At 56.5% G+C, this 23012-nt stretch carries 20 protein-coding genes; 13 read left to right on the top strand and 7 right to left on the bottom strand.

Going from position 1 to position 23012, the window contains the following annotated elements; genetic code table 11:
• Positions 1–57 precede the first annotated feature (57 nt).
• Positions 58–330: a YjbD family protein gene (locus ROR01S_RS09980; protein ID WP_004856415.1), complete on the top strand. Its 273-nt coding sequence runs from the start codon at positions 58–60 to the stop codon at positions 328–330.
• On the opposite strand, the gene rluF is transcribed toward ROR01S_RS09980, so the two are convergent.
• Positions 327–1205 (bottom strand): 23S rRNA pseudouridine(2604) synthase RluF, encoded by an 879-nt coding sequence (gene rluF, locus ROR01S_RS09975; protein WP_004856412.1) that lies wholly within the window; start codon positions 1203–1205, stop codon positions 327–329. The two genes, ROR01S_RS09980 and rluF, sit on opposite strands and share 4 nt — an antisense overlap.
• 343 nt (positions 1206–1548) lie before the next feature.
• Here rluF and ROR01S_RS09970 point away from each other — a divergent pair, with 343 nt between their 5' ends.
• From ROR01S_RS09970 to pepE, 9 genes are all read left to right on the top strand, one after another.
• Positions 1549–2502 (top strand): sugar-binding transcriptional regulator, encoded by a 954-nt coding sequence (locus ROR01S_RS09970; protein ID WP_004856410.1) that lies wholly within the window; start codon positions 1549–1551, stop codon positions 2500–2502.
• 67 nt (positions 2503–2569) lie between these two features.
• The gene (locus tag ROR01S_RS09965) at positions 2570–3373 is read left to right on the top strand and encodes an SDR family oxidoreductase (RefSeq protein ID WP_064359501.1); all 804 of its coding nucleotides are present in this window, start codon (positions 2570–2572) and stop codon (positions 3371–3373) included.
• 9 nt (positions 3374–3382) lie between these two features.
• The gene (locus ROR01S_RS09960) at positions 3383–3790 is read left to right on the top strand and encodes a mannose/fructose/sorbose PTS transporter subunit IIA (RefSeq protein ID WP_015585374.1); all 408 of its coding nucleotides are present in this window, start codon (positions 3383–3385) and stop codon (positions 3788–3790) included.
• Complete coding sequence (locus ROR01S_RS09955; RefSeq protein ID WP_032718537.1) at positions 3790–4284, top strand: PTS sugar transporter subunit IIB; 495 nt, start codon at positions 3790–3792, stop codon at positions 4282–4284. The genes ROR01S_RS09960 and ROR01S_RS09955 overlap by 1 nt, the downstream gene beginning before the upstream one ends.
• A 173-nt stretch (positions 4285–4457) precedes the next feature.
• Complete coding sequence (locus ROR01S_RS09950; RefSeq protein WP_004856402.1) at positions 4458–5255, top strand: PTS mannose/fructose/sorbose transporter subunit IIC; 798 nt, start codon at positions 4458–4460, stop codon at positions 5253–5255.
• A gap of 11 nt (positions 5256–5266) precedes the next feature.
• On the top strand, positions 5267–6091 hold the full coding sequence (locus ROR01S_RS09945; RefSeq protein WP_004856400.1) for a PTS system mannose/fructose/sorbose family transporter subunit IID: 825 nt from the start codon (positions 5267–5269) through the stop codon (positions 6089–6091).
• Between the two features lie 73 nt (positions 6092–6164).
• A complete protein-coding gene (gene sorE / locus ROR01S_RS09940) occupies positions 6165–7394 on the top strand; it encodes an L-sorbose 1-phosphate reductase (protein WP_004856399.1) in 1230 nt (409 codons plus the stop codon).
• Positions 7387–8199 (top strand): shikimate 5-dehydrogenase, encoded by an 813-nt coding sequence (locus ROR01S_RS09935; protein WP_004856397.1) that lies wholly within the window; start codon positions 7387–7389, stop codon positions 8197–8199. The genes sorE and ROR01S_RS09935 overlap by 8 nt, the downstream gene beginning before the upstream one ends.
• 217 nt (positions 8200–8416) lie before the next feature.
• Entirely contained in the window at positions 8417–9106 is a 690-nt protein-coding gene (pepE, locus tag ROR01S_RS09930) for a dipeptidase PepE (protein WP_004856395.1), read from the top strand.
• A gap of 84 nt (positions 9107–9190) precedes the next feature.
• On the opposite strand, the gene ROR01S_RS09925 is transcribed toward pepE, so the two are convergent.
• Both ROR01S_RS09925 and metH read right to left on the bottom strand, forming a co-directional pair.
• On the bottom strand, positions 9191–10822 hold the full coding sequence (locus ROR01S_RS09925; protein WP_004856393.1) for a Na/Pi cotransporter family protein: 1632 nt from the start codon (positions 10820–10822) through the stop codon (positions 9191–9193).
• Between the two features lie 245 nt (positions 10823–11067).
• Positions 11068–14751 carry a methionine synthase gene (gene metH, locus ROR01S_RS09920; RefSeq protein WP_032718530.1) on the bottom strand — a complete coding sequence of 1228 codons (3684 nt, stop codon included), beginning with the start codon at positions 14749–14751 and terminating at the stop codon, positions 11068–11070.
• Positions 14752–14947: 196 nt separating this feature from the next.
• Here metH and iclR point away from each other — a divergent pair, with 196 nt between their 5' ends.
• Both iclR and ROR01S_RS09910 read left to right on the top strand, forming a co-directional pair.
• Positions 14948–15775: a glyoxylate bypass operon transcriptional repressor IclR gene (gene iclR, locus ROR01S_RS09915; protein WP_004856386.1), complete on the top strand. Its 828-nt coding sequence runs from the start codon at positions 14948–14950 to the stop codon at positions 15773–15775.
• A gap of 33 nt (positions 15776–15808) precedes the next feature.
• The gene (locus ROR01S_RS09910) at positions 15809–16222 is read left to right on the top strand and encodes an ASCH domain-containing protein (protein ID WP_004856384.1); all 414 of its coding nucleotides are present in this window, start codon (positions 15809–15811) and stop codon (positions 16220–16222) included.
• A gap of 9 nt (positions 16223–16231) precedes the next feature.
• Here the strand turns inward: ROR01S_RS09910 and aceK are convergent, their stop codons facing one another.
• The 4 genes from aceK to metA form a co-directional block, all read right to left on the bottom strand.
• The gene (aceK, locus tag ROR01S_RS09905; protein ID WP_004856382.1) at positions 16232–17974 is read right to left on the bottom strand and encodes a bifunctional isocitrate dehydrogenase kinase/phosphatase; all 1743 of its coding nucleotides are present in this window, start codon (positions 17972–17974) and stop codon (positions 16232–16234) included.
• Between the two features lie 101 nt (positions 17975–18075).
• Entirely contained in the window at positions 18076–19380 is a 1305-nt protein-coding gene (gene aceA, locus ROR01S_RS09900; protein ID WP_032718554.1) for an isocitrate lyase, read from the bottom strand.
• A 95-nt stretch (positions 19381–19475) separates the two neighbouring features.
• Positions 19476–21077, bottom strand: coding sequence for a malate synthase A (gene aceB, locus ROR01S_RS09895; RefSeq protein WP_064359430.1), 1602 nt, complete (start codon positions 21075–21077; stop codon positions 19476–19478).
• 260 nt (positions 21078–21337) lie between these two features.
• Positions 21338–22267, bottom strand: coding sequence for a homoserine O-acetyltransferase MetA (metA, locus tag ROR01S_RS09890; RefSeq protein ID WP_004856375.1), 930 nt, complete (start codon positions 22265–22267; stop codon positions 21338–21340).
• A gap of 155 nt (positions 22268–22422) precedes the next feature.
• Here metA and ROR01S_RS09885 point away from each other — a divergent pair, with 155 nt between their 5' ends.
• Positions 22423–22866: an acetyltransferase gene (locus ROR01S_RS09885; RefSeq protein ID WP_048024718.1), complete on the top strand. Its 444-nt coding sequence runs from the start codon at positions 22423–22425 to the stop codon at positions 22864–22866.
• Positions 22867–23012 lie beyond the last annotated feature (146 nt).

Below are 23012 nucleotides of genomic sequence, written 5' to 3'. Positions count from 1 at the left end.
GTCCGTCGGCCCGCGATTACCGTACACTGGGTTATCCGGCAGACTGAGGGCACCACTATGGCACTTCCCCGCATTACGCAAAAAGAGATGACAGAGCGCGAGCAACGCGAACTCAAAACGCTGCTTGACCGGGCCCGAATTGCGCACGGCCGTCCGCTGACCAACGCGGAGACCAACGCCGTCAAGAAAGAGTACATCGACAAGCTGATGGTGCTGCGAGAAGCCGAAGCGAAAAAGGCCCGCCAGTTAAAGAAAAAGCAGGCCTACAAACCCGATAGCGAAGCATCATTTTCGTGGTCGGCGAGCACGCCAACGCGCGGCAGGCGTTAACGCCCTTTCTTTTTACGCCCCGGCTGAGTAAAACGTTTTCCGTTAGACGCCGGGCGCCCTTTCTCGTTTTTCTCACTGCTCTTTTCAATCTTCACCACCGGACGTTTGATCCCGGCGGTTTTCGGTTTGGCTTTCGCCTTCGGTTTGGCCTCAGAGGATGAATTCTCAATCAGCTTAAACAGCGCCACCAGCTCATCATCCGTCAGGTCGCGCCACTCACCAAGCGGCAGTCCCGACAGCCCGACGTTCATGATCCGCGTCCGTTCCAGCTTCGTGACCTCATAGCCAAAGTGCTCGCACATCCGGCGAATCTGCCGGTTCAGGCCCTGAACCAGGGTAATACGAAACACGAACGGCGCTTCCTTCCTGACTTTACACTTCTTCGTCACCGTGCCAAGAATCGGGACGCCAGCGCCCATACCGCGAATAAACTCGTCGGTCACCGGCTTGTCCACCGTCACCAGATACTCTTTCTCGTGATCGTTGCCGGCACGCAGGATCTTATTCACCAGATCGCCGTGGTTGGTCAGAAAGATCAGCCCCTGAGAGTCTTTGTCCAGTCGACCAATCGGGAAGACACGCTTGCTGTGGTTAACAAAGTCCACAATGTTATCGCGCTCGCTGTCTTCCGTTGTGCTGACAATACCGACCGGTTTATTCAGGGCGATGAAGACCAGATCTTCGGCCTCGCGCGGCTCGATCAATTGACCGTTGACCTTCACGACATCGCCAGGATTAACCTGATCGCCAATGGTTGCACGCTTGCCATTGATAAAAACATTGCCTTGTTCAATGTAGCGATCGGCTTCGCGACGCGAGCAAATTCCGCTTTCACTGATGTATTTATTGAGTCGGGTTGATGAGTCGGGCAGCATAAATTCTCCTGTAAAAGCGAAATATACCTCAGGCCGCGGACAATCAAAAATAATCGCGTCTCCACGACTCGCCGCTAAATGTGATCCGTCACACCTTTCTACACAAAAGTGTTCCACCCCGTGCCGTGCAATTCTGCCCGGCGAAAATAAGCAGAATCAAACCATTAGCTCATCACGCACAAACGTGCCATCTCCAGGCAGGCCAGCAATCAAATGTGCAAAACAAATCGCCACCTTATGGTGATGATATAGCGGAAAATTGCTTTGTCGCCGGCGATAGTTGGGGTTATATCAGATCAAGAGAGCAAGAATACCGTTTGCACAAATGTGCAGGAGCCCAAAGATGGCGATCGAAAATAGCGATGATATCCGCTTAATCGTTAAAGTTGCCCAGCTCTATTATGAGCAGGAGATGACCCAGGCGCAGATTGCCCGTGAGCTGGGTATTTACCGCACCACGATCAGCCGCCTGCTAAAACGCGGTCGTGAGCAGGGTATTGTCACCATCGCCATCAACTACGACTACAACGAAAATCTGTGGTTGGAACAGCAGCTGAAGCAAAAGTTCGCTCTCAAAGAGGCGGTGGTCGCCTCCTGCGAGTCATCACAGGAAGAGGACCAGCTGAGCACCATCGGGCAGCATGGCGCTCAGCTGGTCGACCGCCTGCTTGAACCTGGCGATATTATCGGCTTTTCCTGGGGGCGGGCGGTTCGTGCGCTGGTCGAAACGCTACCGCAGGCCAGTCAGTCGCGGCAGGTGATTTGCGTACCGATTATCGGCGGCCCCTCGGGCAAGCTGGAGAGCCGGTATCATGTGAACACGCTGACCTACGGCGCCGCCGCCAGGCTGAAAGCCGAATCGCATCTTGCCGACTTCCCGGCGCTGCTGGAAAACACATTGATTCGCAACGGTATTATGCAGTCCCAACATTTTAAAACGATTTCATCCTACTGGGAGAATCTCGATGTGGCGCTGGTGGGTATCGGTTCCCCGGCGATTCGCGATGGCGCCAACTGGCATGCGTTTTATGGTAGCGAAGAGAGCGATGATCTTAACGCGCGACACGTCGCCGGCGATATTTGTTCACGCTTTTATGATATCAACGGTATCGCCGTTGAAACCAATATGAATGAAAAAACGCTCTCCATCGATATTGCCAGATTAAAACAGGTGCGTTATTCCGTGGGTATCGCCATCGGCGAAGAAAAATATACCGGAATTATTGGCGCATTGCGCGGGGGTTATATTAACTGTCTGGTGACGAATCGAGAAACCGCAGAACGGTTACTGAAATAAAAGACGTTTTCTTTTGACGCAGCTCGCGCTGCGTGGGATCCCTTTACCTGAAAATGAGATGACGATTATGCAAACATGGCTAAATCTGCAAGATAAAACAATTATTGTTACCGGCGGCGCGTCGGGAATTGGTCTGGCAATTGTTGACGAGTTATTAAGTCTCGGTGCAAATGTCCAGATGATCGATATTCGCGGCGGTGACAAGCATCACCACCATGACCATTACAGGTTCTGGCCTACGGATATTTCCAGCGCCAGCGAGGTGAATCACACCGTCGAACAGATTATTCAACAATACGGTCGTATCGATGGTCTGGTGAATAATGCCGGGGTGAATTTTCCGCGTCTCCTCGTCGATGAGAAAGCCCCGGCAGGACGCTATGAACTCAATGAGGCCGCCTTTGAAAAGATGGTGAACATCAACCAAAAAGGGGTCTTTCTGATGTCGCAGGCGGTGGCCCGGCAGATGGTGAAACAGCGCGCAGGCGTCATTGTTAACGTCTCGTCAGAAAGCGGGCTGGAAGGCTCTGAAGGTCAGAGCTGCTATGCCGCGACCAAAGCCGCGCTGAATAGCTTCACGCGTTCATGGTCCAAAGAGCTGGGGAAACACGGTATCCGCGTTGTGGGCGTGGCGCCTGGCATCCTCGAAAAAACCGGGTTGCGCACGCCGGAATACGAAGAAGCGCTGGCCTGGACGCGCAATATCACCGTCGAGCAGCTGCGCGCGGGCTATAGCAAAAACGCGATACCGATTGGTCGCTCCGGTCGTCTGAGCGAAGTAGCCGACTATGTCTGCTACCTGCTGTCAGAGCGGGCAAGCTATATAACCGGAGTAACCACTAACATCGCCGGCGGAAAAACCCGCGGATAAGGAGTCGATATGGTGAATGTGATTTTCTGCGCCCACGGTCAGCTGGCCTGCGCCATGCTGGATTCGGTGCGCATGGTCTATGGTGACGTGCAGGCCAGCGCCGTGGCATTTATGCCCGGCGAAAACGCCAGCGACATCGCCACCAGGCTGGATGAGTTAGTAAGCACTCACAATGACAGTGAGTGGCTGATCGCCGTCGATTTACAGTGCGGCAGCCCGTGGAATGCCGCTGCCGGGCTGGCGATGAAAAACCCGCGGCTGCGGGTCATCAGCGGCCTCTCATTACCGCTGGCGCTGGAACTGGTGGATAACCAGCAGACCCTGACCGCAGACGCCCTGTGTGCACATCTGACGACCATTGCCAGCCAGTGCTGCGTGGTCTGGCGACAGCCGGAAACCATTGAGGAGGATTTTTGATGAACATTACGCTTGCCCGTATTGATGACCGCCTGATCCATGGCCAGGTGACCACCGTGTGGTCAAAAGTCGCCAACGCCCGGCGCATTATTATCTGCAACGACGAGGTCTATAACGATGAGGTACGTCGGACCTTACTCCGCCAGGCCGCGCCTCCGGGCATGAAGGTCAATGTCGTTAACCTCGAAAAAGCAGTCGCCGTTTATCACAACCCGCAATATCAGAACGAGACCGTTTTTTATTTATTTACCAACCCTCAGGATGTTTTAACGATGGTCAAACAGGGGGTCAATATTGCCACCTTAAATATTGGCGGCATGGCCTGGCGACCGGGTAAAAAACAATTAACCAAGGCAGTCTCTTTAGACGACGAGGATATTCATGCATTTCGTCAACTGGATAAACTGGGCGTAAAACTGGATTTGCGTGTGGTGGCATCAGATCCGTCCATTAATATCCTCGACAAAATAGCCGAGCACACTGCCACAGAATAAAACAGCGCCTGTATTTTGCACATCGTTATTCTGCATGGCACACCCTGGAAATAGACTTAGCACAATCTTTGGTGACAGGTTTAAAAATATAAAAGCCATACCGTGACCGTCAGAGTAATACCGTGTTAATGCCGTAACAGGCAGGGATTAGCATACCCTCAAGGTGACATATTATGGAAATCAGTACCCTACAAATAATCGCCATATTTCTTTTTTCCTGTATTGCCGGAATGGGCAGCGTACTGGATGAATTTCAGACGCATCGCCCGTTAATTGCCTGCACGGTCATTGGCTTAATTCTCGGTGATTTAAAAACCGGGATTATGCTCGGCGGCACGCTGGAACTAATCGCACTCGGCTGGATGAACGTCGGCGCCGCGCAATCGCCGGATTCGGCGCTGGCCAGCATTATCTCCGCGATTCTGGTTATCGTCGGCCATCAAAGTATCGCCACCGGGATCGCCATCGCGCTGCCGGTAGCCGCAGCAGGCCAGGTGCTCACCGTTTTCGCCCGCACCATCACGGTGGTCTTTCAACACGCAGCGGACAAGGCGGCGGAGGACGCGCGTTTTCGCACTATTGACATGCTGCATATCTCGGCGCTGGGCGTACAGGCGCTCCGCGTCGCGATTCCGGCACTGGTGGTCTCGCTGTTTGTCAGCGCCGACATGGTCAGCAACATGCTGAACGCCATTCCGGAATTTGTCACCCGCGGCCTGCAAATCGCCGGTGGTTTTATTGTGGTGGTGGGCTACGCCATGGTGCTGCGCATGATGGGCGTCAAATACCTGATGCCGTTCTTTTTCCTCGGTTTTCTGGCGGGAGGCTATCTCGATTTCAGCCTGCTGGCCTTCGGCGGCGTGGGCGTCATTATCGCGCTGATTTATATCCAGCTGAACCCGCAATGGCGTAAGGCTGAGGCCCCGCAGGCCTCCGCCTCTTCCGCCGCCCTTGACCAACTTGACGACTGATGGAGCCCGTTATGGAACCGAAAAAACTCACCCAAGGCGACCTGGTTAACATCTTTCTGCGCTCCAACCTGCAGCAGGCCTCCTTCAACTTTGAACGCATTCATGGCCTCGGCTTTTGCTACGACATGATCCCGGCGATCAAGCGTCTCTATCCGCTAAAAGAGGATCAGGTGGCGGCGCTAAAACGCCATCTGGTGTTCTTCAACACCACTCCCGCCGTCTGCGGCCCGGTGCTGGGCGTCACCGCGGCGATGGAAGAAGCGCGCGCCAACGGCGCGGCCATCGACGATGGGGCGATCAACGGCATCAAAGTTGGCCTGATGGGGCCGCTGGCCGGGGTCGGCGATCCGCTGGTCTGGGGCACGTTACGCCCGATTACCGCGGCACTCGGCGCGTCGCTGGCACTCTCGGGAAACATACTAGGCCCATTACTCTTTTTCTTCATTTTCAATGCAGTACGCCTGGCAATGAAATGGTACGGCCTGCAGCTTGGTTTCCGTAAGGGGGTCAATATCGTCAGCGATATGGGCGGTAACCTGCTGCAAAAACTGACCGAAGGGGCCTCTATTTTAGGTCTGTTCGTGATGGGCGTGCTGGTCACCAAGTGGACCTCCATCCACGTGCCGTTGGTAGTGTCGCAAACGCCAGGGGCCGACGGCACCACCGTCACCATGACCGTACAAAACATCCTCGACCAGCTTTGTCCCGGCCTGCTGGCGCTGGGCCTGACGCTGTTGATGGTGCGCCTGCTCAATAAAAAAGTTAACCCGGTATGGCTGATCTTTGCCCTGTTTGGTCTGGGGATTATCGGTAACGCACTGGGCTTCTTGTCCTGATTATTCGGCCCCGGTCGCGCCGGGGCCACTTCAATAAGCTAACCCCGCAGTAAAAGGGGATGAGGTGGTAAACATGAAAACGACAGCTCTACGCCTTTACGGTAAACGCGACCTGCGTCTGGAAACCTTTGCACTCCCGGAAATGCAGGAGGACGAGATCCTCGCCCGCGTGGTCACCGACAGCCTGTGCCTCTCTTCCTGGAAGGAGGCCAACCAGGGGGAAAACCATAAAAAGGTGCCGGACGACGTGGCGGTGAATCCGATTATCATCGGCCATGAATTCTGTGGCGAAATCCTCGCGGTCGGGAAAAAGTGGCAGCATAAATTCCAGGCCGGCCAGCGCTATGTGATTCAGGCCAACCTGCAGCTGCCGGATCGCCCCGATTGCCCCGGCTACTCCTTCCCGTGGATCGGTGGCGAAGCGACTCACGTGGTGATCCCGGATGAGGTCATGACGCAAGATTGTCTGCTCACCTGGGAAGGCGATACCTGGTTTGAAGGCTCGCTGGTCGAACCGCTCTCCTGCGTGATCGGTGCATTCAACGCCAACTATCATCTGCAGGAAGGGAGCTATAACCATGTGATGGGCATCCGGCCTCAGGGCCGCACGCTGATCCTCGGCGGTACCGGCCCAATGGGGCTGCTGGCGATCGACTATGCGCTGCATGGACCGGTGAACCCTGCCCTGCTGGTCGTGACCGACACCAATAAGCCGAAGCTGAGCTACGCCCGTCAGCATTATCCGTCAGAGCCGCAAACGTTGATCCATTACCTCGACGGCCACGATGCCGGACGCGAAACGCTGATGGCGCTGACCGGCGGCCACGGCTTCGATGATATTTTTGTGTTCGTGCCGAATGAGCAGCTGATTACCATGGCGTCTTCGCTGCTGGCCCCGGACGGCTGCCTGAACTTCTTTGCCGGTCCGCAGGATAAGCAGTTCAGCGCCCCGATAAACTTTTACGACGTGCATTATGCCTTTACGCATTACGTCGGGACTTCCGGCGGCAATACTGACGATATGCGGGCCGCCGTGGCGCTGATGCAGGCGAAAAAAGTCCAGGCGGCGAAAGTGGTGACCCATATTCTCGGACTGAATGCGGCGGGTGAAACAACCCTCGATTTGCCGGCCGTCGGCGGTGGTAAAAAGCTGGTGTATACCGAAAAATCGCTTCCCCTTACCCCTCTTGGCGCTATTGCTGACCCTGAGCTGGCGGCCATTATGGCGCGTAATCACGGGATCTGGTCCGCCGAAGCGGAACGGTACCTGCTGGCCCACGCACCGGACATTGCTCATGATTAATCGCGAAACACAGCTCTGCATGTCGCTGGCCGGCCGGCCAGGCAACTTCGGCACCCGCTTTCATAACTATCTGTATGAGAAGCTGGGGCTAAATTTTATCTATAAAGCCTTTACCACGCAGGATATCGCCGCCGCGGTGGGAGGAGTACGGGCGCTGGGGATTCGCGGTTGCGCGGTCTCGATGCCGTTTAAAGAGAGCTGTATGCCTTTCCTTGACGCCATCGACCCTTCGGCCAGGGTGATTGATTCCGTCAATACCATCGTGAACGACAACGGCAGATTGACCGGGCTCAACACCGACTATATCGCGGTGAAGAGCCTGATCGACAGCCACCAGCTGGATACCCGTGCCAGCGTGATGATTCAGGGCAGCGGCGGCATGGGGAAAGCGGTTATCGCCGCCTTTCGCGACGCCGGCTTCCGCGATGTGGTTATCGCCGCCCGCAATCGCGATAGCGGCCTGGCGCTGGCGAAACAGTACGGTTTTCAGTGGCAGCCGCAGCCTGAAGGGATCAGGGTCGATATTCTGGTCAACGTCACGCCGCTCGGCATGGCCGGCGGCACGCATAGCGACACTCTGGCGTTCAGCCAGTCGATGGTTGGGCAGGCTCAGGTGGTGTTCGACGTGGTGGCGCTGCCGTCGGAAACACCGCTGATTCGTCTGGCGCAGAAGCTGGATAAGCAGATTATCAGCGGCGCAGAGGTGATTGCGCTGCAGGCGGTGGAACAATTCGTGCTTTATACCGGCGTCCGTCCGGATGCCGCTCTCGTCAACGAGGCGGCGGCATTTGCGCGGGCGGGGTAAGCCTGAGCGCCAGGGAGGGCGCTCTTTCCCCGGTTTCCTACTCCGGTTCCATACGCTTTGCCTTCCGTTAACCGTCCCCCTCTTCTCACGCGTCACCGCAGCAAGAGGCCCGATGACGCGCCGCCACCTTGCAACATCGTGAGCCATATCAGTGAGCCTGCGGGCAAGCGGTGGTAGGATCCTCTGCGACTCTGTAACCTGGCTAAATGGAGAAAAGATGGAACTGCTGTTATTGAGTAACTCGTCGCTGCCTGGCAAAGCATGGCTGGAACATGCGCTGCCGCTAATTGCCGGACAGCTAAACGGACGCCGTTCCGCGGTGTTTATCCCCTTTGCCGGAGTGACGCAAACCTGGGATGACTACACGGCCAAAGCCGCCGCGGTGCTCGCCCCGCTCGGCGTTTCCGTCACCGGTATTCACAGCGTCGCCGACCCCGTGGCGGCGATTGCAGCCGCTGAAGTGGTGATTGTCGGCGGCGGCAATACTTTTCAGCTGCTGAAAGAGTGCCGCGGACGCGGGCTTCTGGCGCCCATTGTGGACGTTGTGCAGCGTGGCGCGTTGTACATTGGCTGGAGCGCGGGCGCAAACCTCGCCTGCCCGACCATCCGCACCACCAACGATATGCCGATTGTCGATCCGCAGGGGTTTGACGCGCTGGGGCTGTTCCCGCTGCAGATTAACCCGCACTTTACCAACGCGCTGCCGGCAGGACATCAGGGCGAAACCCGTGAGCAACGTATTCGCGAACTGCTGGTCGTGGCCCCGGAGCTGACGATCATCGGCCTGCCGGAGGGCAACTGGATTCAGGTGACACAGGGGCAGGCCACCCTCGGCGGCCCGAATCCGACGCTGCTGTTTAAAGCCGGTGAGGAAGCGCTGCCTCTGCAGGCTGGTCACCGCTTTTAAAATGACGGTTCCGGCTTGCGGCGTCAGCGTCGCCGCCGGGATATCGCCCCCGTGACCGGTTAATCCGCCGACGGGGGAAACGACTTAGTATTCATCCCGATCGTCATCTTCATCCGGCTGCTCCATCACGCTATAAGCCACCGAGCAGAACAACGAGTTCAGGCGTTTCATATCCCCCAGTAACCCCAGATGCAGCGAGCTGGTCTCGATACTCTGCACGTTCTGCTGGTGCAGACGGTCGACGTGCGCGTGCGAGTAGCGGCGGTTCAGGATGCGGAAACGATGCTTGTTGCGGCGCAGGCGTCGTGCGCTCGGGACATCGCTGGAGAAAAAGACCGACATCGCCAGCTGCAGGTTGCTGAGCAGCTGCTCGTACAGCCCGTCCAGCTCCTTCAGCCCTTCCACTGAAAAGGCGCGGCGCGCCGCCAGCGATTTATCGGCGATTTCGCTGCCCATTCTCTCAACGATATCGGAAGCCTGCTCCAGATTGAGCGCCATTTCGATGATCTCCGCCCAGCGGCGGGACTCTTCTTCGGCCAGCTCGTCTTTCGGCATGCGGGCCAGATAGAGCTTGATCGCGGTGTAGAGCACGTTGATATCGTCCGCCAGCCTGCGCAGCTCTTTCTCCTCCCGCGGCTCGCCGTGCATCACCTTGTGCAGCCCCTCGAGCATCTGCTCCATCGCGTCGCCAATGCGCAACGTTTCGCGCGCGGCATTGGCCAACGCCAGCGCCGGCGTATCCAGCGCCGTAGTATCCAGATGTTTTGGTTTGAGATGGAGGTCCTGCTCGGGATCTTCATGAATCATCCGTTTGCAGAGTCTGGCCATGGGCTCGGCAAAGGGCACCATCGCCACGCAGCGAATCAGGTTGTAGAAGACGTGGAAGTAGATAACCAGTTCCGATTCCGGCAGCGGCATACGATGCATCGCATCGGCCAGCACATGCACAAACGGCAGAATAATCAGGCTGCCCACCAGCTTGAACAACAGACTGCCGAGCGCCACGCGGCGCGCAGAAGCGTTGGCGGCGCTGTTGTTGATCATCGCCAGAATCCCCGAGCCGAGGTTGGCGCCAATCACCAGGCACAGCGCAACCGGAAATGAAATCACCCCGGTTGAAGTCAGCGTTGCCGTTAGCAGCACGGCCGCCAGGCTGGAGTAGCTGATAATGGCAAACATGGCACCAATCAGCGCGTCGAGCATAATGTCGCCGGTCAGCGAGGCGAAAATCACCTGCACGCCATTTGCCTGGGTGATGGGATGAACCGCCTGCACAATCAGTTCCAGCGCTAACAGAATCAGCCCCAGGCCGATCCCCACCCGTCCGAGCTGGCCGGCACGCGTTTGTTTGCGCCCGAGGAAAAAAATCACGCCGATAAAAATCAGCAGCGGCGACAGCCACGACAGATCGAAGGTCAGCACCCTCGCCATCAATGCGGTCCCCACATCGGCCCCCAGCACAATCACCAGCGCAGGCGTCAGCGCGACCAGATCCTGAGCGACGAATGAGGTCACCAACATGGTGGTGGCATTGCTGCTCTGGACCAGAGCCGTGACGCCAATCCCCGCGCAGAAGGCGAGCGGTTTTTTCTCAACGCTACTACTGAGGACGGAACGCAGGCGCGCGCCAAATACGCGCATCACGCCGGTACGAACAATGTGGGTGCCCCAGACCAGCAGGGCAACAGCAGACAGCAGATGCAGCAGAGTTAACACGGATTCTTATTCTCCTTATTACCCGACGGACAGATACCGATAACCCGTCCTGAACGCACCGGGCTTATCCGGGAGATATCGTCCGGGGCGATATCAGTCGATGCCGGCCGTTGTGGATCAATACACCAGTATAAGGGTTTAACCACAATAAAGAGACAGGGCGCCATAATGGCGCCCTGTAAGTTGTAAGCTAAGTTGTCAGCTAAGTTGTCAGCTAAGATGACGGATTGGTGACTGCTCGCCTTCTAGTCCGCGTCATATCCCAGGTTTGGCGCCAGCCAGCGTTCAACTTCCGCAGGCGTCATCCCTTTACGCCGGGCATAATCTTCCACCTGATCGCGCTGAATTTGCGCCACCGCGTAATACTTACTGTCAGGATGGCTGAAGTACCAGCCGGAAACCGATGCGCCCGGCCACATGGCGAACGACTCGGTCAGCTTCATGCCGGTATGCGCCTCGACATCCAGCAGTTCCCAGATCACCGCTTTTTCGGTGTGCTCCGGACAGGCCGGGTAGCCCGGCGCAGGGCGAATTCCCTGGTAGTTTTCGCGGATCAGCTCCTCGTTACTGAGGTTCTCATTCGCCGCGTAGCCCCAGTAGACCTTACGCACACGTTCATGCAGGTATTCGGCAAACGCTTCCGCCAGACGGTCGGCGATGGCTTTGACCATGATCTTGTTGTAATCATCGTGCTGCGCATCAAACGCTTCCGCCAGCGCGTCCTCTTCCAGCCCGCCGGTCACCGCAAACGCGCCGAGGTAGTCAGCTTTGCCGCTGAGCTTCGGCGCCACAAAATCGGCAAGGCAGTAGTTGGCAAAGCCGACTTTCTCCGTCTGCTGACGCAGATGGTGGCTGACCGTCAGCACATGGGTGCGGGTTTCATCGCGGTAGATTTCAATATCATCCCCCACCCGGTTGGCCGGGAATAACCCCACCACGCCGCGCGGATTCAGCGTCTTCTCTGCGCTCAGTTTATCCAGCATCTCGTTCGCATCGTGGAACAACCGCTTCGCTTCTTCGCCCACCACCTCGTCTTCGAGGATACGCGGGTATTTGCCGGCCAGCGACCAGGTCATAAAGAATGGCGTCCAGTCGATGTAGTTACGCAGGGTTTCGATGCTCGCTTCCACGCTCTGCACGCCCAGACGATGGGCAACCGGCGGCGTGTAGCTGGCCCAGTCAAAGGCCAGATCGTTATCACGAGCGGCAGCCAGGGTCACCGGCGGCGTGCGCGGTTTCTTGCGAGCGTGCTGGATACGCACGGTTTCGTACTCGCGACGCGTGCGCGCAACAAAATCATCGTGCTGCGTGTCGGAGAGCAGAGCCGAGACCACGCCCACGGTGCGCGAGGCATTCTGAACGTAGACCGTCGGGCCGCTGTAGTTCTGCTCGATTTTGACCGCCGTATGGGCCTTCGACGTCGTGGCTCCGCCAATCAGCAGAGGAATCGTAAAGCCCTGGCGTTCCATCTCTTTCGCCACATTGACCATTTCGTCCAGCGACGGGGTAATCAGCCCGGAGAGGCCAATCAGGTCGGCATTCACTTCGCGGGCGGTTTTGAGGATTTTGTCCGCCGGCACCATCACGCCAAGATCGATAATTTCGTAGTTATTGCACTGCAGCACCACGCCAACGATATTTTTACCGATGTCGTGGACGTCGCCTTTCACGGTCGCAATGACCATCTTGCCGTTGCTGGAGCCCTTTTCCTTGCTGGCTTCAATATACGGTTCCAGATAGGCGACCGCCTGTTTCATCACGCGGGCCGACTTTACCACCTGGGGCAGGAACATTTTGCCTTCGCCGAACAGATCGCCGACCACGTTCATGCCGTCCATCAGCGGGCCTTCAATCACTTCTATCGGACGAGCGGCCTGCTGGCGCGCCTCTTCGGTATCCAGCTCGATAAACTCGGTAATGCCTTTTACCAGCGAGTATTCAAGCCGTTTTTTCACGTCCCAGCTACGCCATTCCGCCTGCTGGGCGTTGGCGGAGTCGTCCGTTTTGCTACCGCGGTATTTTTCCGCCAGCTCCAGCAGACGCTCGGTGCCGTCAGCATGACGGTTGAGGATCACGTCTTCAACGGCATCGCGCAGTTCCACCGGCAGATCGTCATAAATCGCCAGCTGGCCGGCGTTAACGATCCCCATATCCATGCCGTTACGGATGGCGTAGTACAGGAAGACGGCGTGAATCGCTTCGCGAACCGGATCGTTGCCGCGGAATGAGAAGGAGACGTTCGAGACGCCGCCGGAAATCAGCGCGTGAGGCAGCTCGCGTTTAATGTCTTCACAGGCGCCGATAAAGTCCTGCGCGTAGTTGTTGTGCTCTTCAATGCCGGTGGCGACGGCGAAGATATTGGGGTCAAAAATAATATCTTCCGGCGGGAAGCCCACCTCTTCGGTCAGAATCTTGTACGCCCGGCGGCAAATTTCGATTTTCCGCGCGCGGGTATCGGCCTGGCCAATTTCATCAAAGGCCATCACCACCACGGCAGCGCCGTAGCGACGCACCTTCTTCGCATGCTCAACGAAGGCCTCTACGCCCTCTTTCATCGAGATGGAGTTGACGATACCTTTGCCCTGAATACATTTCAGACCCTTTTCGATGACCTCCCATTTCGAGGAGTCGATCATAATCGGTACCCGGGCGATATCAGGCTCGCCGGCGATCAGATTAAGGAAACGCACCATCGCCGCTTCGGCGTCGAGCATCCCCTCATCCATGTTGATATCGATAATCTGCGCGCCGCTTTCCACCTGTTGACGGGCAACGTCCAGCGCTTCGTTATATTTTTCTTCTTTAATCAGGCGCTTGAATTTAGCTGAGCCGGTCACGTTGGTCCGCTCACCGACGTTAACAAACAGGCTGTCGTCGCCGATATTCAGCGGTTCCAGGCCGGCCAGACGGCAGGCGACCGGGATCTCCGGCAGCACGCGCGGCGCGAGGCCCGTAACGGCGCGCGTCATGGCGGCGATATGTTCCGGCGTGGTGCCGCAGCAGCCGCCGACGATGTTCAGGAAGCCCGATTCCGCCCATTCGCGAATCTGCGCCGCCATGGTGTCAGCGTCCAGATCGTATTCCCCAAAGGCGTTCGGCAGCCCGGCATTGGGGTGTGCAGTGACATAGCATTCGGCAATGCGCGACAGCTCCTGCACGTACTGGCGCAGCTCATCGGGCCCCAGCGCGCAGTTCAGGCCGAAGGTGAGCGCATCGGCGTGGCGCAGCGAGTTGTAAAAGGCTTCGGTCGTTTGCCCGGAGAGCGTACGCCCGGAGGCGTCGGTGATGGTACCGGAGATCATGATCGGCAGTTCAACGCCCAGCGCCTCAAACTCCTCTTTCACGGCGAAGATTGCCGCTTTGGCGTTCAGGGTATCGAACACGGTCTCGATCAGAATCAGGTCAACGCCCCCTTCCACCAGCGCTTTGGTGGACTCGCGGTAAGCCTCCACCAGCCCATCAAAGGTAATATTGCGGTAGGCCGGGTCGTTAACATCAGGGGAAATAGAAGCGGTGCGGTTGGTCGGGCCGAGCACGCCCGCGACGTAGCGCGGTTTTTCCGGCGTGCGGGAAGTCCACTCATCGGCGCAGGCGCGCGCCAGCTTTGCCGCGACAAAGTTGATTTCCGCCGACAGGGATTCCATCTGGTAATCCGCCATCGCGATAGTCGTCGAGTTAAAGGTGTTGGTTTCAATGATATCCGCCCCCGCCTCAAAGTAGGCGTCATGGATAGCGGTTATCACCTCCGGCTTACTGAGCACCAGCAGATCGTTATTGCCTTTCAGATCGCACGGCCAGTCGGCAAAGCGTTCGCCGCGGAAGTCCTCTTCACTCAGACGATAGCCCTGGATCATGGTGCCCATGCCCCCATCCAGAACCAGAATACGTTTTTTTAACTGCTGATGCAGTTGTTCAACTTTGCTGCTCACACTCGCTCCCGACAACGCTCAACCAGACCGAAAAAACTCAACGGACCATACTGGCATAAAGCACCAGAGCGGAAAAGAGAACGACGGGCAATATGAGACATGTTCAGCTTCACTCCTCCGATCAGTCCGGTTGTGATTGCAAATCCGGCAAATAAAATGAAAACTATTTCCACGATACAGAAAAAAGGAATCTGCGATGGCTACTCCCGTTCCCGCTAAGCGCGGCAGAAAACCCGCGACGCCCGCCGCCCCTCAGGCTGGCGGCCAGGTTCAGTCGCTCACCCGTGGATTAAAATTGCTTGAATGGATTGCTGAGTCTCACAGCAGCGTGGCACTGACCGAACTGGCCCAGCAGGCCGGGCTGCCGAACTCCACCACCCATCGTCTGCTGACGACCATGCAGCAGCTGGGCTTTGTCCGCCAGGTTGGTGAGTTGGGCCACTGGTCCGTGGGCGCACATGCCTTTGTGGTCGGCAGCAGCTTTCTGCAAAGCCGCAATCTGCTGGCGATCGTCCACCCGATCCTGCGCCAGCTGATGGAAGATTCCGGTGAAACCGTCAATCTGGCGGTGCTCGATCAAAGCGATCACCAGGCAATTATTATTGATCAGGTGCAGTGTACGCAGCTGATGCGCATGTCGGCTCCGATTGGCGGTAAGCTCCCGATGCACGCCTCCGGCGCGGGTAAAGCGTTCCTGTCACAGCTCAGCGAAGAGCAGGTCACCGGTCTGCTGCATCGCAAAGGACTGCATGCTTATACTCACGCCACGCTGGTCTCTCCGGTCCATCTGAAAGAGGATTTAGCCCAGACGCGCAAGCGCGGCTATTCATTTGACGATGAAGAACATGCCCTCGGTTTACGCTGCGTCGCCTCCTGTATTTATGACGAACACCGCGAACCGTTTGCCGCAATCTCTATTTCCGGGCCGATTTCCCGGATGACCGACGATCGCGTCACCGAACTGGGGGCGCTGGTTATTAAAGCGGCGAAAGAGGTAACCCAGGCCTACGGCGGTATGCGCTAACCTCCGGCAATAAAGCAATAAAAGGATCCTATGATGAGCAAGCCGCTCGCGTTCTGGCAGGAAAAGTACCCGCAGGCCTTCTGCTGGTCTTTTGGCGATTCACCAGAAATGGCCGATGAACTGGCCTCTCTGGTCATTGCCGGGAAAAAACGTGCCACCTGCGGCTCTTTCGCCAGCTATCAGGCTGAGGAGCGCCCGGTGACGCCTGGTGCGGTACATATTGTGCTTAACGGCGCGGGCGAAGCAGTCTGCGTCATACGCACGCTGTCGCTACGCCTCATCCGCTTTAATGAAATGAGCGCGGAACTGGCCGCGCTGGAAGGGGAAGGCGATCTCAGTCTGGCGTACTGGCAGCAGGCTCATCAGGCATTTTTTGCCCGGGAAGGCAGCTGGTCGCCCGATATGGAGCTGGTCTTTGAAGAGTTCGCCGTGATCGAGGTGGCCTGAGAAGCACGCCTACCCCGCCTGCTGCAACGCGGCGTAGCGAACGCAAAAACGCTGACGGCGACGGTAGGCATAGACATCCTCCACATGGCCGTGACGAATGCGCGTCTGCAGCGCTCGCCAGTAGTCCGCCCGCAGCAGATCGGCATGCATCTCTTCAAACAGCGGCCCGATGCGCGGGTCAGCGCACAGCCAGTGTCGAAACTCTTCCGGGAAAACATCGCCCGGCGACACGCTGTACCACGGTTCGCTCGCCAGCTCATCTTCCGGGTAGCGCGGCGGCGGAATATCGCGGAAATTCACTTCGGTCATGTAGCAAATTTCATCGTAATCATAGAACACCACCCGGCCATGACGGGTCACGCCGAAATTTTTAAACAGCATATCGCCGGGGAAAATATTGGCGGCGGCAAGCTGGCGAATCGCGTTGCCATACTCCTCCACCGCATCGCGCAGCGCCTGGCCATTCACCTGCTCCAGCCAGATATTCAGCGGGACCATCCGGCGTTCGATATAGAGATGGCTGATGGCAATGCGATCGCCTAGATCGGTGATTTTTGCGCCGGCTTCCGTCTGCAGTAACGCCATCAGCGCCGGGGCAATCTGCCGTTTTTCCAGCACGAAGTTTTCAAACTCCTGGGTATCGGCCATTCTCCCGACGCGGTCATGTTCTTTTACCAGCTGATAGCAGGCGCGAACGTGGGCGGCGGTCATCTCCTTTTGCGGCGCAAAGCGGTCTTTGATCACCTTAAATACCCGGTCAAATCCCGGCAGAGTAAAGACCAGCATCACCATGCCGCGGATGCCCGGCGCCTCAATAAACTGCTCATCGCTGCGGGCAATATACTGCAGGTATTCGCGATAGCTTTCCGTCTTCGCATGCTTCTGGCAGCCAATCGCCATATACAGTTCGGCGGTGGTTTTACCCGGCAGAATATCGCGCAGCCATTCAACCAGCGCACCGGGCAGCGGCGCGTAGACCATAAAATAGGAGCGGGCGAAGCCAAACACGATGCTCGCTTCGGCATGAGTCGTCAGACAGGTATCAATAAACAGTTCGCCCTCCTCGCTGCGATGGAGTGGCAGCAAAAACGGCAGGGTTGCCACCGGCGTAACCAGTTTACCCACCAGCCAGGCGGCTTTATTGCGGTAAAAGAGTTCGTTCGCGATCTGCAGGTGGGAGCGGGATAACATCTCGCTTCCCAGCGCCTCCTGCAGGCTGGCGCTAATGTAGCCGATGTCGCGCGCCTTGTTTTGCCACGGCAGGCGCAGGGGTAAGTCGGTGAGAACTTTGCTTAACAGCACCTCCCAGCCGCGATCGGGAAAGAAGTTTTTTGCCAGTGGCCGTGGCAGGGAACGAAAGCTGCGTTCCGGCTGAGAAGTGAAAATAAAAAGCCGCTCGGGTGTCAGCGAGCGGTGGTCAAACAACCGGCAATAGACAGAATTAAAAAAGCTCTCCGCAATCTCAAAGCGAGGGTAATCCGGCAGCAGGTGCGTGTACTGCTCTTTCACCCGCAGTAAAAAATCCACGTCGGTGCTTTTGCCTTCGGTAATACAGCGCAGCTGTTCCACCACCAGCCCGACGTGATGATCATAAAGGTGAATTCGCTGCTTCATGGCCTGCTGAACCGCATGCCAGTCGGCATGTTCAAAACGCTGCTGCGCGCCTGAAGTGACTTCCAGAAAACGCCCGTACTGCGCGTCGAAGCCCTGTAAAATCGTTTGTGCAATCAATAATTCCAGGCCACGCGTCATCGCTTTTCCCCATCCGGCATCCGCTCATGCCGGATGGCGCGTTCGCTTATCCGGCCTACCGCTTTCGTAGGCCCGGTAAGCGCAGCGCCACCGGGCAGCAATCAGAACTGCTCTTCTTCCGTCGAACCGGTCAACGCCGTGACCGAGGAAGCCCCGCCCTGGATAATCGTGGTGACTTTATCAAAGTAGCCAGTCCCCACTTCCTGCTGGTGAGAAACGAAGGTGTACCCTTGCGACGCGGCGGCAAACTCTGGCTGCTGCACTTTCTCAACATAGTGTTTCATGCCTTCACCCTGTGCGTAGGCATGGGCCAGGTCGAACATGTTGAACCACATGCTGTGGATCCCCGCCAGCGTGATGAACTGGTATTTGTAACCCATATCAGACAGCGACTGCTGGAAATGGGCGATGGTATTGTCATCAAGATTTTTCTTCCAGTTGAACGACGGCGAACAGTTGTAGGCCAGCAGTTTGCCCGGGAAACGCGCGTGAATCGCCTCGGCAAAGCGGCGAGCCTGCTCCAGATCGGGTTTCGAGGTTTCACACCACACCAGGTCCGCGTACGGCGCATAGGCCAGACCGCGACTGATCGCTTGTTCGATACCGGCATGGGTACGGAAAAATCCTTCGCTGGTGCGTTCGCCGGTGACAAACTCGCGATCGTACGGATCGCAGTCAGACGTGATCAGATCGGCTGCATCGGCATCCGTTCGCGCAATCACCAGCGTCGGTACGCCCATCACGTCCGCGGCCAGACGCGCCGCGACCAGCTTCTGAATGGCTTCCTGCGTCGGCACCAGCACTTTGCCGCCCATATGGCCGCACTTCTTCACCGATGCCAGCTGATCTTCAAAATGAACGGCCGCTGCACCGGCCTCAATCATCGATTTCATCAGCTCGAACGCGTTAAGCACACCGCCAAAACCCGCTTCGGCATCCGCCACGATCGGCAGGAAATAGTCGGTATAGCGCGGATCGCCCGGCTCAACCCCCGCCGACCACTGGATCTGATCCGCGCGACGGAAGGTGTTGTTGATCCGATCGACCACCGCAGGTACCGAGTTTGCCGGATACAGCGATTGATCCGGGTACATGCTGGAGGCGAGGTTGGCATCCGCCGCCACCTGCCAGCCGGAGAGATAAATCGCCTCGATCCCGGCCTTCGCCTGCTGCAATGCCTGCCCGCCCGTCAATGCGCCGAGGCTGTTGATGTAGCCTTTTTTCGCTTCGCCATGCAGCAGTCGCCACATTTTGGCCGCCCCCAGCTGCGCCAGCGTGCATTCCGGATTGACCGAGCCGCGCAATTTCACCACGTCCTCAGCGCTATAGGGGCGGGTAATGCCTTCCCAACGCGGTTGTGTCCACTCTTTGTTTAATTCTTCGATTTGTTGGGTACGGGTTTTCATGTGCAGATGCTCCATTATTTTCTCCTGGCTTCCCAGGCGTTATCGGTGAAAGCAGTTTGGCCGCGGCCAAAAAGACAAACAAAATTGCCCGCTGATTACGCCAGCAGGCGGTAGCCCGGCAGCGTCAGGAAGTCGATTAACTCCTCTGAGGTGGTGATCTGTTCCATCAGGCGAGCGGCATCGTCAAAACGTCCGCTGCTGTAGCGGTGTTCGCCGAGCTCCTCCTGAATGACCATCAGCTCTTCCGCCAACCACTGACGGAACAGCATCTTGGTGACCGGCGTACCGTCACTGAGGGTTTTCTGATGGTGAATCCATTGCCAGATGGAGGTCCGCGAAATTTCGGCGGTCGCCGCATCTTCCATCAGACCGTAAATCGGGACGCAGCCGTTGCCGGAGATCCAGGCTTCGATATACTGCACCGCGACGCGAATATTGGCGCGCATCCCCGCTTCCGTACGTTCGCCCTCACAGGGCGCCAGCAGCTGGTCGGCGGCGATCGGCGCATCTTCTTCCCGGCTGACGAACAGCTGGTTAGGACGTTCGCCCAAGACCTGGTTGAAGACCGCCATGGCGGTATCCGCCAGCCCCGGATGGGCGATCCAGGTGCCGTCGTGGCCATTTTTCGCTTCCAGCTCTTTATCTGCGGTAACTTTGGCAAGGACCTGGCGGTTACGGTCAGCATCTTTGCTGGGGATAAACGCCGCCATTCCCCCCATCGCGAACGCGCCGCGTTTATGGCAGGTCTTAATCAACAGACGCGAATAGGCGCTGAGGAACGGCTTATCCATCGTGACAACCTGACGGTCGGGTAAGACGCGGTCGCCATGGTTTTTTAATGTTTTGATATAGCTGAAAATGTAATCCCAGCGTCCGCAGTTCAGACCGACGATATGGTCCCGCAGCGCATGCAGAATTTCATCCATCTGGAACACCGCCGGCAGGGTTTCAATTAACAGCGTGGCCTTGATCGTGCCGCGCGGCAGTGCAAAACGATCTTCGGTGTAGCTGAAGACATCGCTCCACCATGCCGCTTCCTGCCAGGCCTGGGTTTTCGGCAGATAGAAGTAAGGACCGCTGCCTTTTGCCAGCAGGTTTTTGTAGTTGTGGAAAAAATAGAGCGCGAAATCAAACAGGCTGCCGGGAATCGACTCACCGCGCCACGTAACATGCTTTTCCGGCAGATGCAGGCCGCGCACGCGGCATACCAGTACCGCCGGATCGGGTTTCAGCTGGTAAATCTTGCCGGCTTCATTGGTGTAGCTGATGGTGCCATTTACCGCATCGCGCAGGTTAATCTGGCCATCAATGACTTTGTTCCAGTCCGGTGCCAGCGAGTCCTCAAAATCTGCCATAAAGACTTTCACGTTGGCATTGAGGGCGTTAATCACCATTTTGCGCTCTACCGGTCCGGTGATTTCCACCCGACGATCCTGTAAATCGGCGGGAATACCGCGAATCGTCCAGTCACCATTTCTAATGGAAGCTGTTTCCGAAATAAAATCAGGCAGTCTTCCTGCGTCAATCTCCTGCTGCTGCTGAATACGCGCCGCCAGTAGTTTATTGCGCTCAGGCGTAAACCGGCTCACCAGTTCCGTCAGAAACTCCACCGCCTCAGGCGTTAAAATCTGCTTTTCCTGCTCGCCATATGGCCGGCCGAAGGCCAGTTCGTCAGTTATTGTCGCCTGTTGCGTCATTTTGTAGCTCCTATTGGTTGATCCAGTTGGCGCGAGTGAACGATCGTTGTCTGGTTTTCGCTCAACACAATTAAGACTACTCAATAAAATTACAAAATCAAAAACAATTTCCATTTTTAATTTAATTAACACACAACATACTGATAACATTAAAATTAAAGTTATTCTTTATCGTGAGTTGAATTTCGGAAACAAAAAAGGCACCCGAAGGTGCCAGAGGCAAAATGCTGAAACGCTTTAGGATCGCGTTATCTGGAGGATTAATCCAAAGTCGGATTCATATTCCGCAGATCGTATGGAGTGATCTGGTAGACGTAATAGTTAAGCCAGTTTGCAAACAGCAGATTTCCATGGCTGCGCCAGGTGGCTCGCGGTTTGTTTTGCGGATCGTTTTGCGGGAAATAATTATACGGGATGTCCGGACTCAGGCCGGCTTCCACATCGCGGAAATATTCGCTGGCCAGAGTGTTGGCATCGTATTCCGGGTGGCCGGTCACAAAGGCAATTCGCTTATCTTTGCTGGCAAACAGGTAGGCATCACCCTCTTCCGTTTCTGCCAGGATCTCTAAATCGGTGTAGTCGCGAATCAGCGCCGCCGGGAAATCCGCGTAGCGAGAGTGTGGGGCGAGGAAAGAGTCATCAAAACCGCGGGTCAGCAGCGCGTGAGGATGCAGAATATGATGCTCATAAACGCCGGAAATTTTTTCTGCGCGGGTCTGCTTAGGAATGCCATACAGAATATTGAGTGCAGCCTGTACCGCCCAACAGACAAAAAGCGTAGAAGTGACGTGATCTTTCGCCCACTCCAGCACCTGTTTGATCTGCGGCCAGTAGGCAACATCATTAAATTCAACCAGCCCCAGCGGGGCGCCGGTGACGATCAGGCCGTCAAAGTTCTGGTCGCAAATATCGTCGAAGTTACAGTAGAAGTTATTCAGGTGTTCACTTGGCGTATTGCGGGATTCACGCGCATCGATGCGCAGAAGCTGGATATCAAGCTGCAGCGGAGAGTTCGAAAGCAGGCGCAGGAACTGATTCTCCGTCTCGATTTTTTTCGGCATCAGGTTAAGGATAAGTACCTTCAGCGGACGAATTTCCTGAGTTGTTGCACGCGTAGTCGTCATCACAAAGACGTTCTCACTACGCAAGAAATTGACGGCTGGTAGCTCGTCCTGCACCCGAATCGGCATAACTTGATTACCTCATAGCATACGTATAAACGTTTAGACATCCAGACAGCTAACAATAACCAGGAATAATGAAAATGTCGAGTCTGCAAGCGGAAGGTGAGAAAGTTTCAACCATCTCCAGGATAGAATACAGCGGTTAATCGCAAGGAAATATCATGAATATAGTGATTCGACGTTCGCGCAGCGATGAGAGCGAACAACTGATTGAAATCTGGCGCCGTTCCGTTGATGCAACGCATCACTTTCTTTCAGCGCAGGACCGAAGGGAAATTGAGCGGCAGGTGTGCGCATTTTTTCCTCAGGCGCCGCTATGGGTTGCGGTCACGCATGAGGACAGGCCCTGCGCATTGATGCTGCTGTCCGAACAGCATCTGGAAGCCCTTTTTGTTGACCCTGACTTTCGCGGTATGGGCGTGGGTCGCCAGTTAGTCATGTATGCTCTGGGATTGATCCCCCGACTCACAACCGACGTGAATGAGCAGAACGCGCAGGCGGTAGGATTTTACGCGAATATGGGGTTTGTGGTTAGCGGGCGATCCGATCATGACGACCATGGCCGACCCTATCCGCTGCTTCATTTGCGTTATGACGCGCGTTAAAACGCAAAAAGCCCGTCCGTGAGGACGGGCTTCTGACTGATTTGATGCCTGGCCGTTTATGGCGGACATCCTGCCCCGGTGAGCGTTTCCCGGCAAACAACAGATAAAACAAAAGGCCCAGTCTTTCGACTGAGCCTTTTGTTTTA

This window comes from Klebsiella ornithinolytica NBRC 105727 = ATCC 31898 (assembly GCF_001598295.1).
Classification (GTDB): Bacteria; Pseudomonadota; Gammaproteobacteria; order Enterobacterales; family Enterobacteriaceae; genus Klebsiella; species Klebsiella ornithinolytica.
Note: the sequence above shows the minus strand (reverse complement) of the source record. Positions and strands in the feature narration are given on the sequence as shown.

Coding starts and splice junctions, on each gene's coding strand:
- ROR01S_RS09980 (WP_004856415.1), top strand. CDS start 58: ATGGCACTTCCCCGCATTACGCAAAAAGAGATGACAGAGCGCGAGCAA.
- rluF (WP_004856412.1), bottom strand. CDS start 1,205: ATGCTGCCCGACTCATCAACCCGACTCAATAAATACATCAGTGAAAGC.
- ROR01S_RS09970 (WP_004856410.1), top strand. CDS start 1,549: ATGGCGATCGAAAATAGCGATGATATCCGCTTAATCGTTAAAGTTGCC.
- ROR01S_RS09965 (WP_064359501.1), top strand. CDS start 2,570: ATGCAAACATGGCTAAATCTGCAAGATAAAACAATTATTGTTACCGGC.
- ROR01S_RS09960 (WP_015585374.1), top strand. CDS start 3,383: ATGGTGAATGTGATTTTCTGCGCCCACGGTCAGCTGGCCTGCGCCATG.
- ROR01S_RS09955 (WP_032718537.1), top strand. CDS start 3,790: ATGAACATTACGCTTGCCCGTATTGATGACCGCCTGATCCATGGCCAG.
- ROR01S_RS09950 (WP_004856402.1), top strand. CDS start 4,458: ATGGAAATCAGTACCCTACAAATAATCGCCATATTTCTTTTTTCCTGT.
- ROR01S_RS09945 (WP_004856400.1), top strand. CDS start 5,267: ATGGAACCGAAAAAACTCACCCAAGGCGACCTGGTTAACATCTTTCTG.
- sorE (WP_004856399.1), top strand. CDS start 6,165: ATGAAAACGACAGCTCTACGCCTTTACGGTAAACGCGACCTGCGTCTG.
- ROR01S_RS09935 (WP_004856397.1), top strand. CDS start 7,387: ATGATTAATCGCGAAACACAGCTCTGCATGTCGCTGGCCGGCCGGCCA.
- pepE (WP_004856395.1), top strand. CDS start 8,417: ATGGAACTGCTGTTATTGAGTAACTCGTCGCTGCCTGGCAAAGCATGG.
- iclR (WP_004856386.1), top strand. CDS start 14,948: ATGGCTACTCCCGTTCCCGCTAAGCGCGGCAGAAAACCCGCGACGCCC.
- ROR01S_RS09910 (WP_004856384.1), top strand. CDS start 15,809: ATGAGCAAGCCGCTCGCGTTCTGGCAGGAAAAGTACCCGCAGGCCTTC.
- aceK (WP_004856382.1), bottom strand. CDS start 17,974: ATGACGCGTGGCCTGGAATTATTGATTGCACAAACGATTTTACAGGGC.
- aceA (WP_032718554.1), bottom strand. CDS start 19,380: ATGAAAACCCGTACCCAACAAATCGAAGAATTAAACAAAGAGTGGACA.
- aceB (WP_064359430.1), bottom strand. CDS start 21,077: ATGACGCAACAGGCGACAATAACTGACGAACTGGCCTTCGGCCGGCCA.
- metA (WP_004856375.1), bottom strand. CDS start 22,267: ATGCCGATTCGGGTGCAGGACGAGCTACCAGCCGTCAATTTCTTGCGT.
- ROR01S_RS09885 (WP_048024718.1), top strand. CDS start 22,423: ATGAATATAGTGATTCGACGTTCGCGCAGCGATGAGAGCGAACAACTG.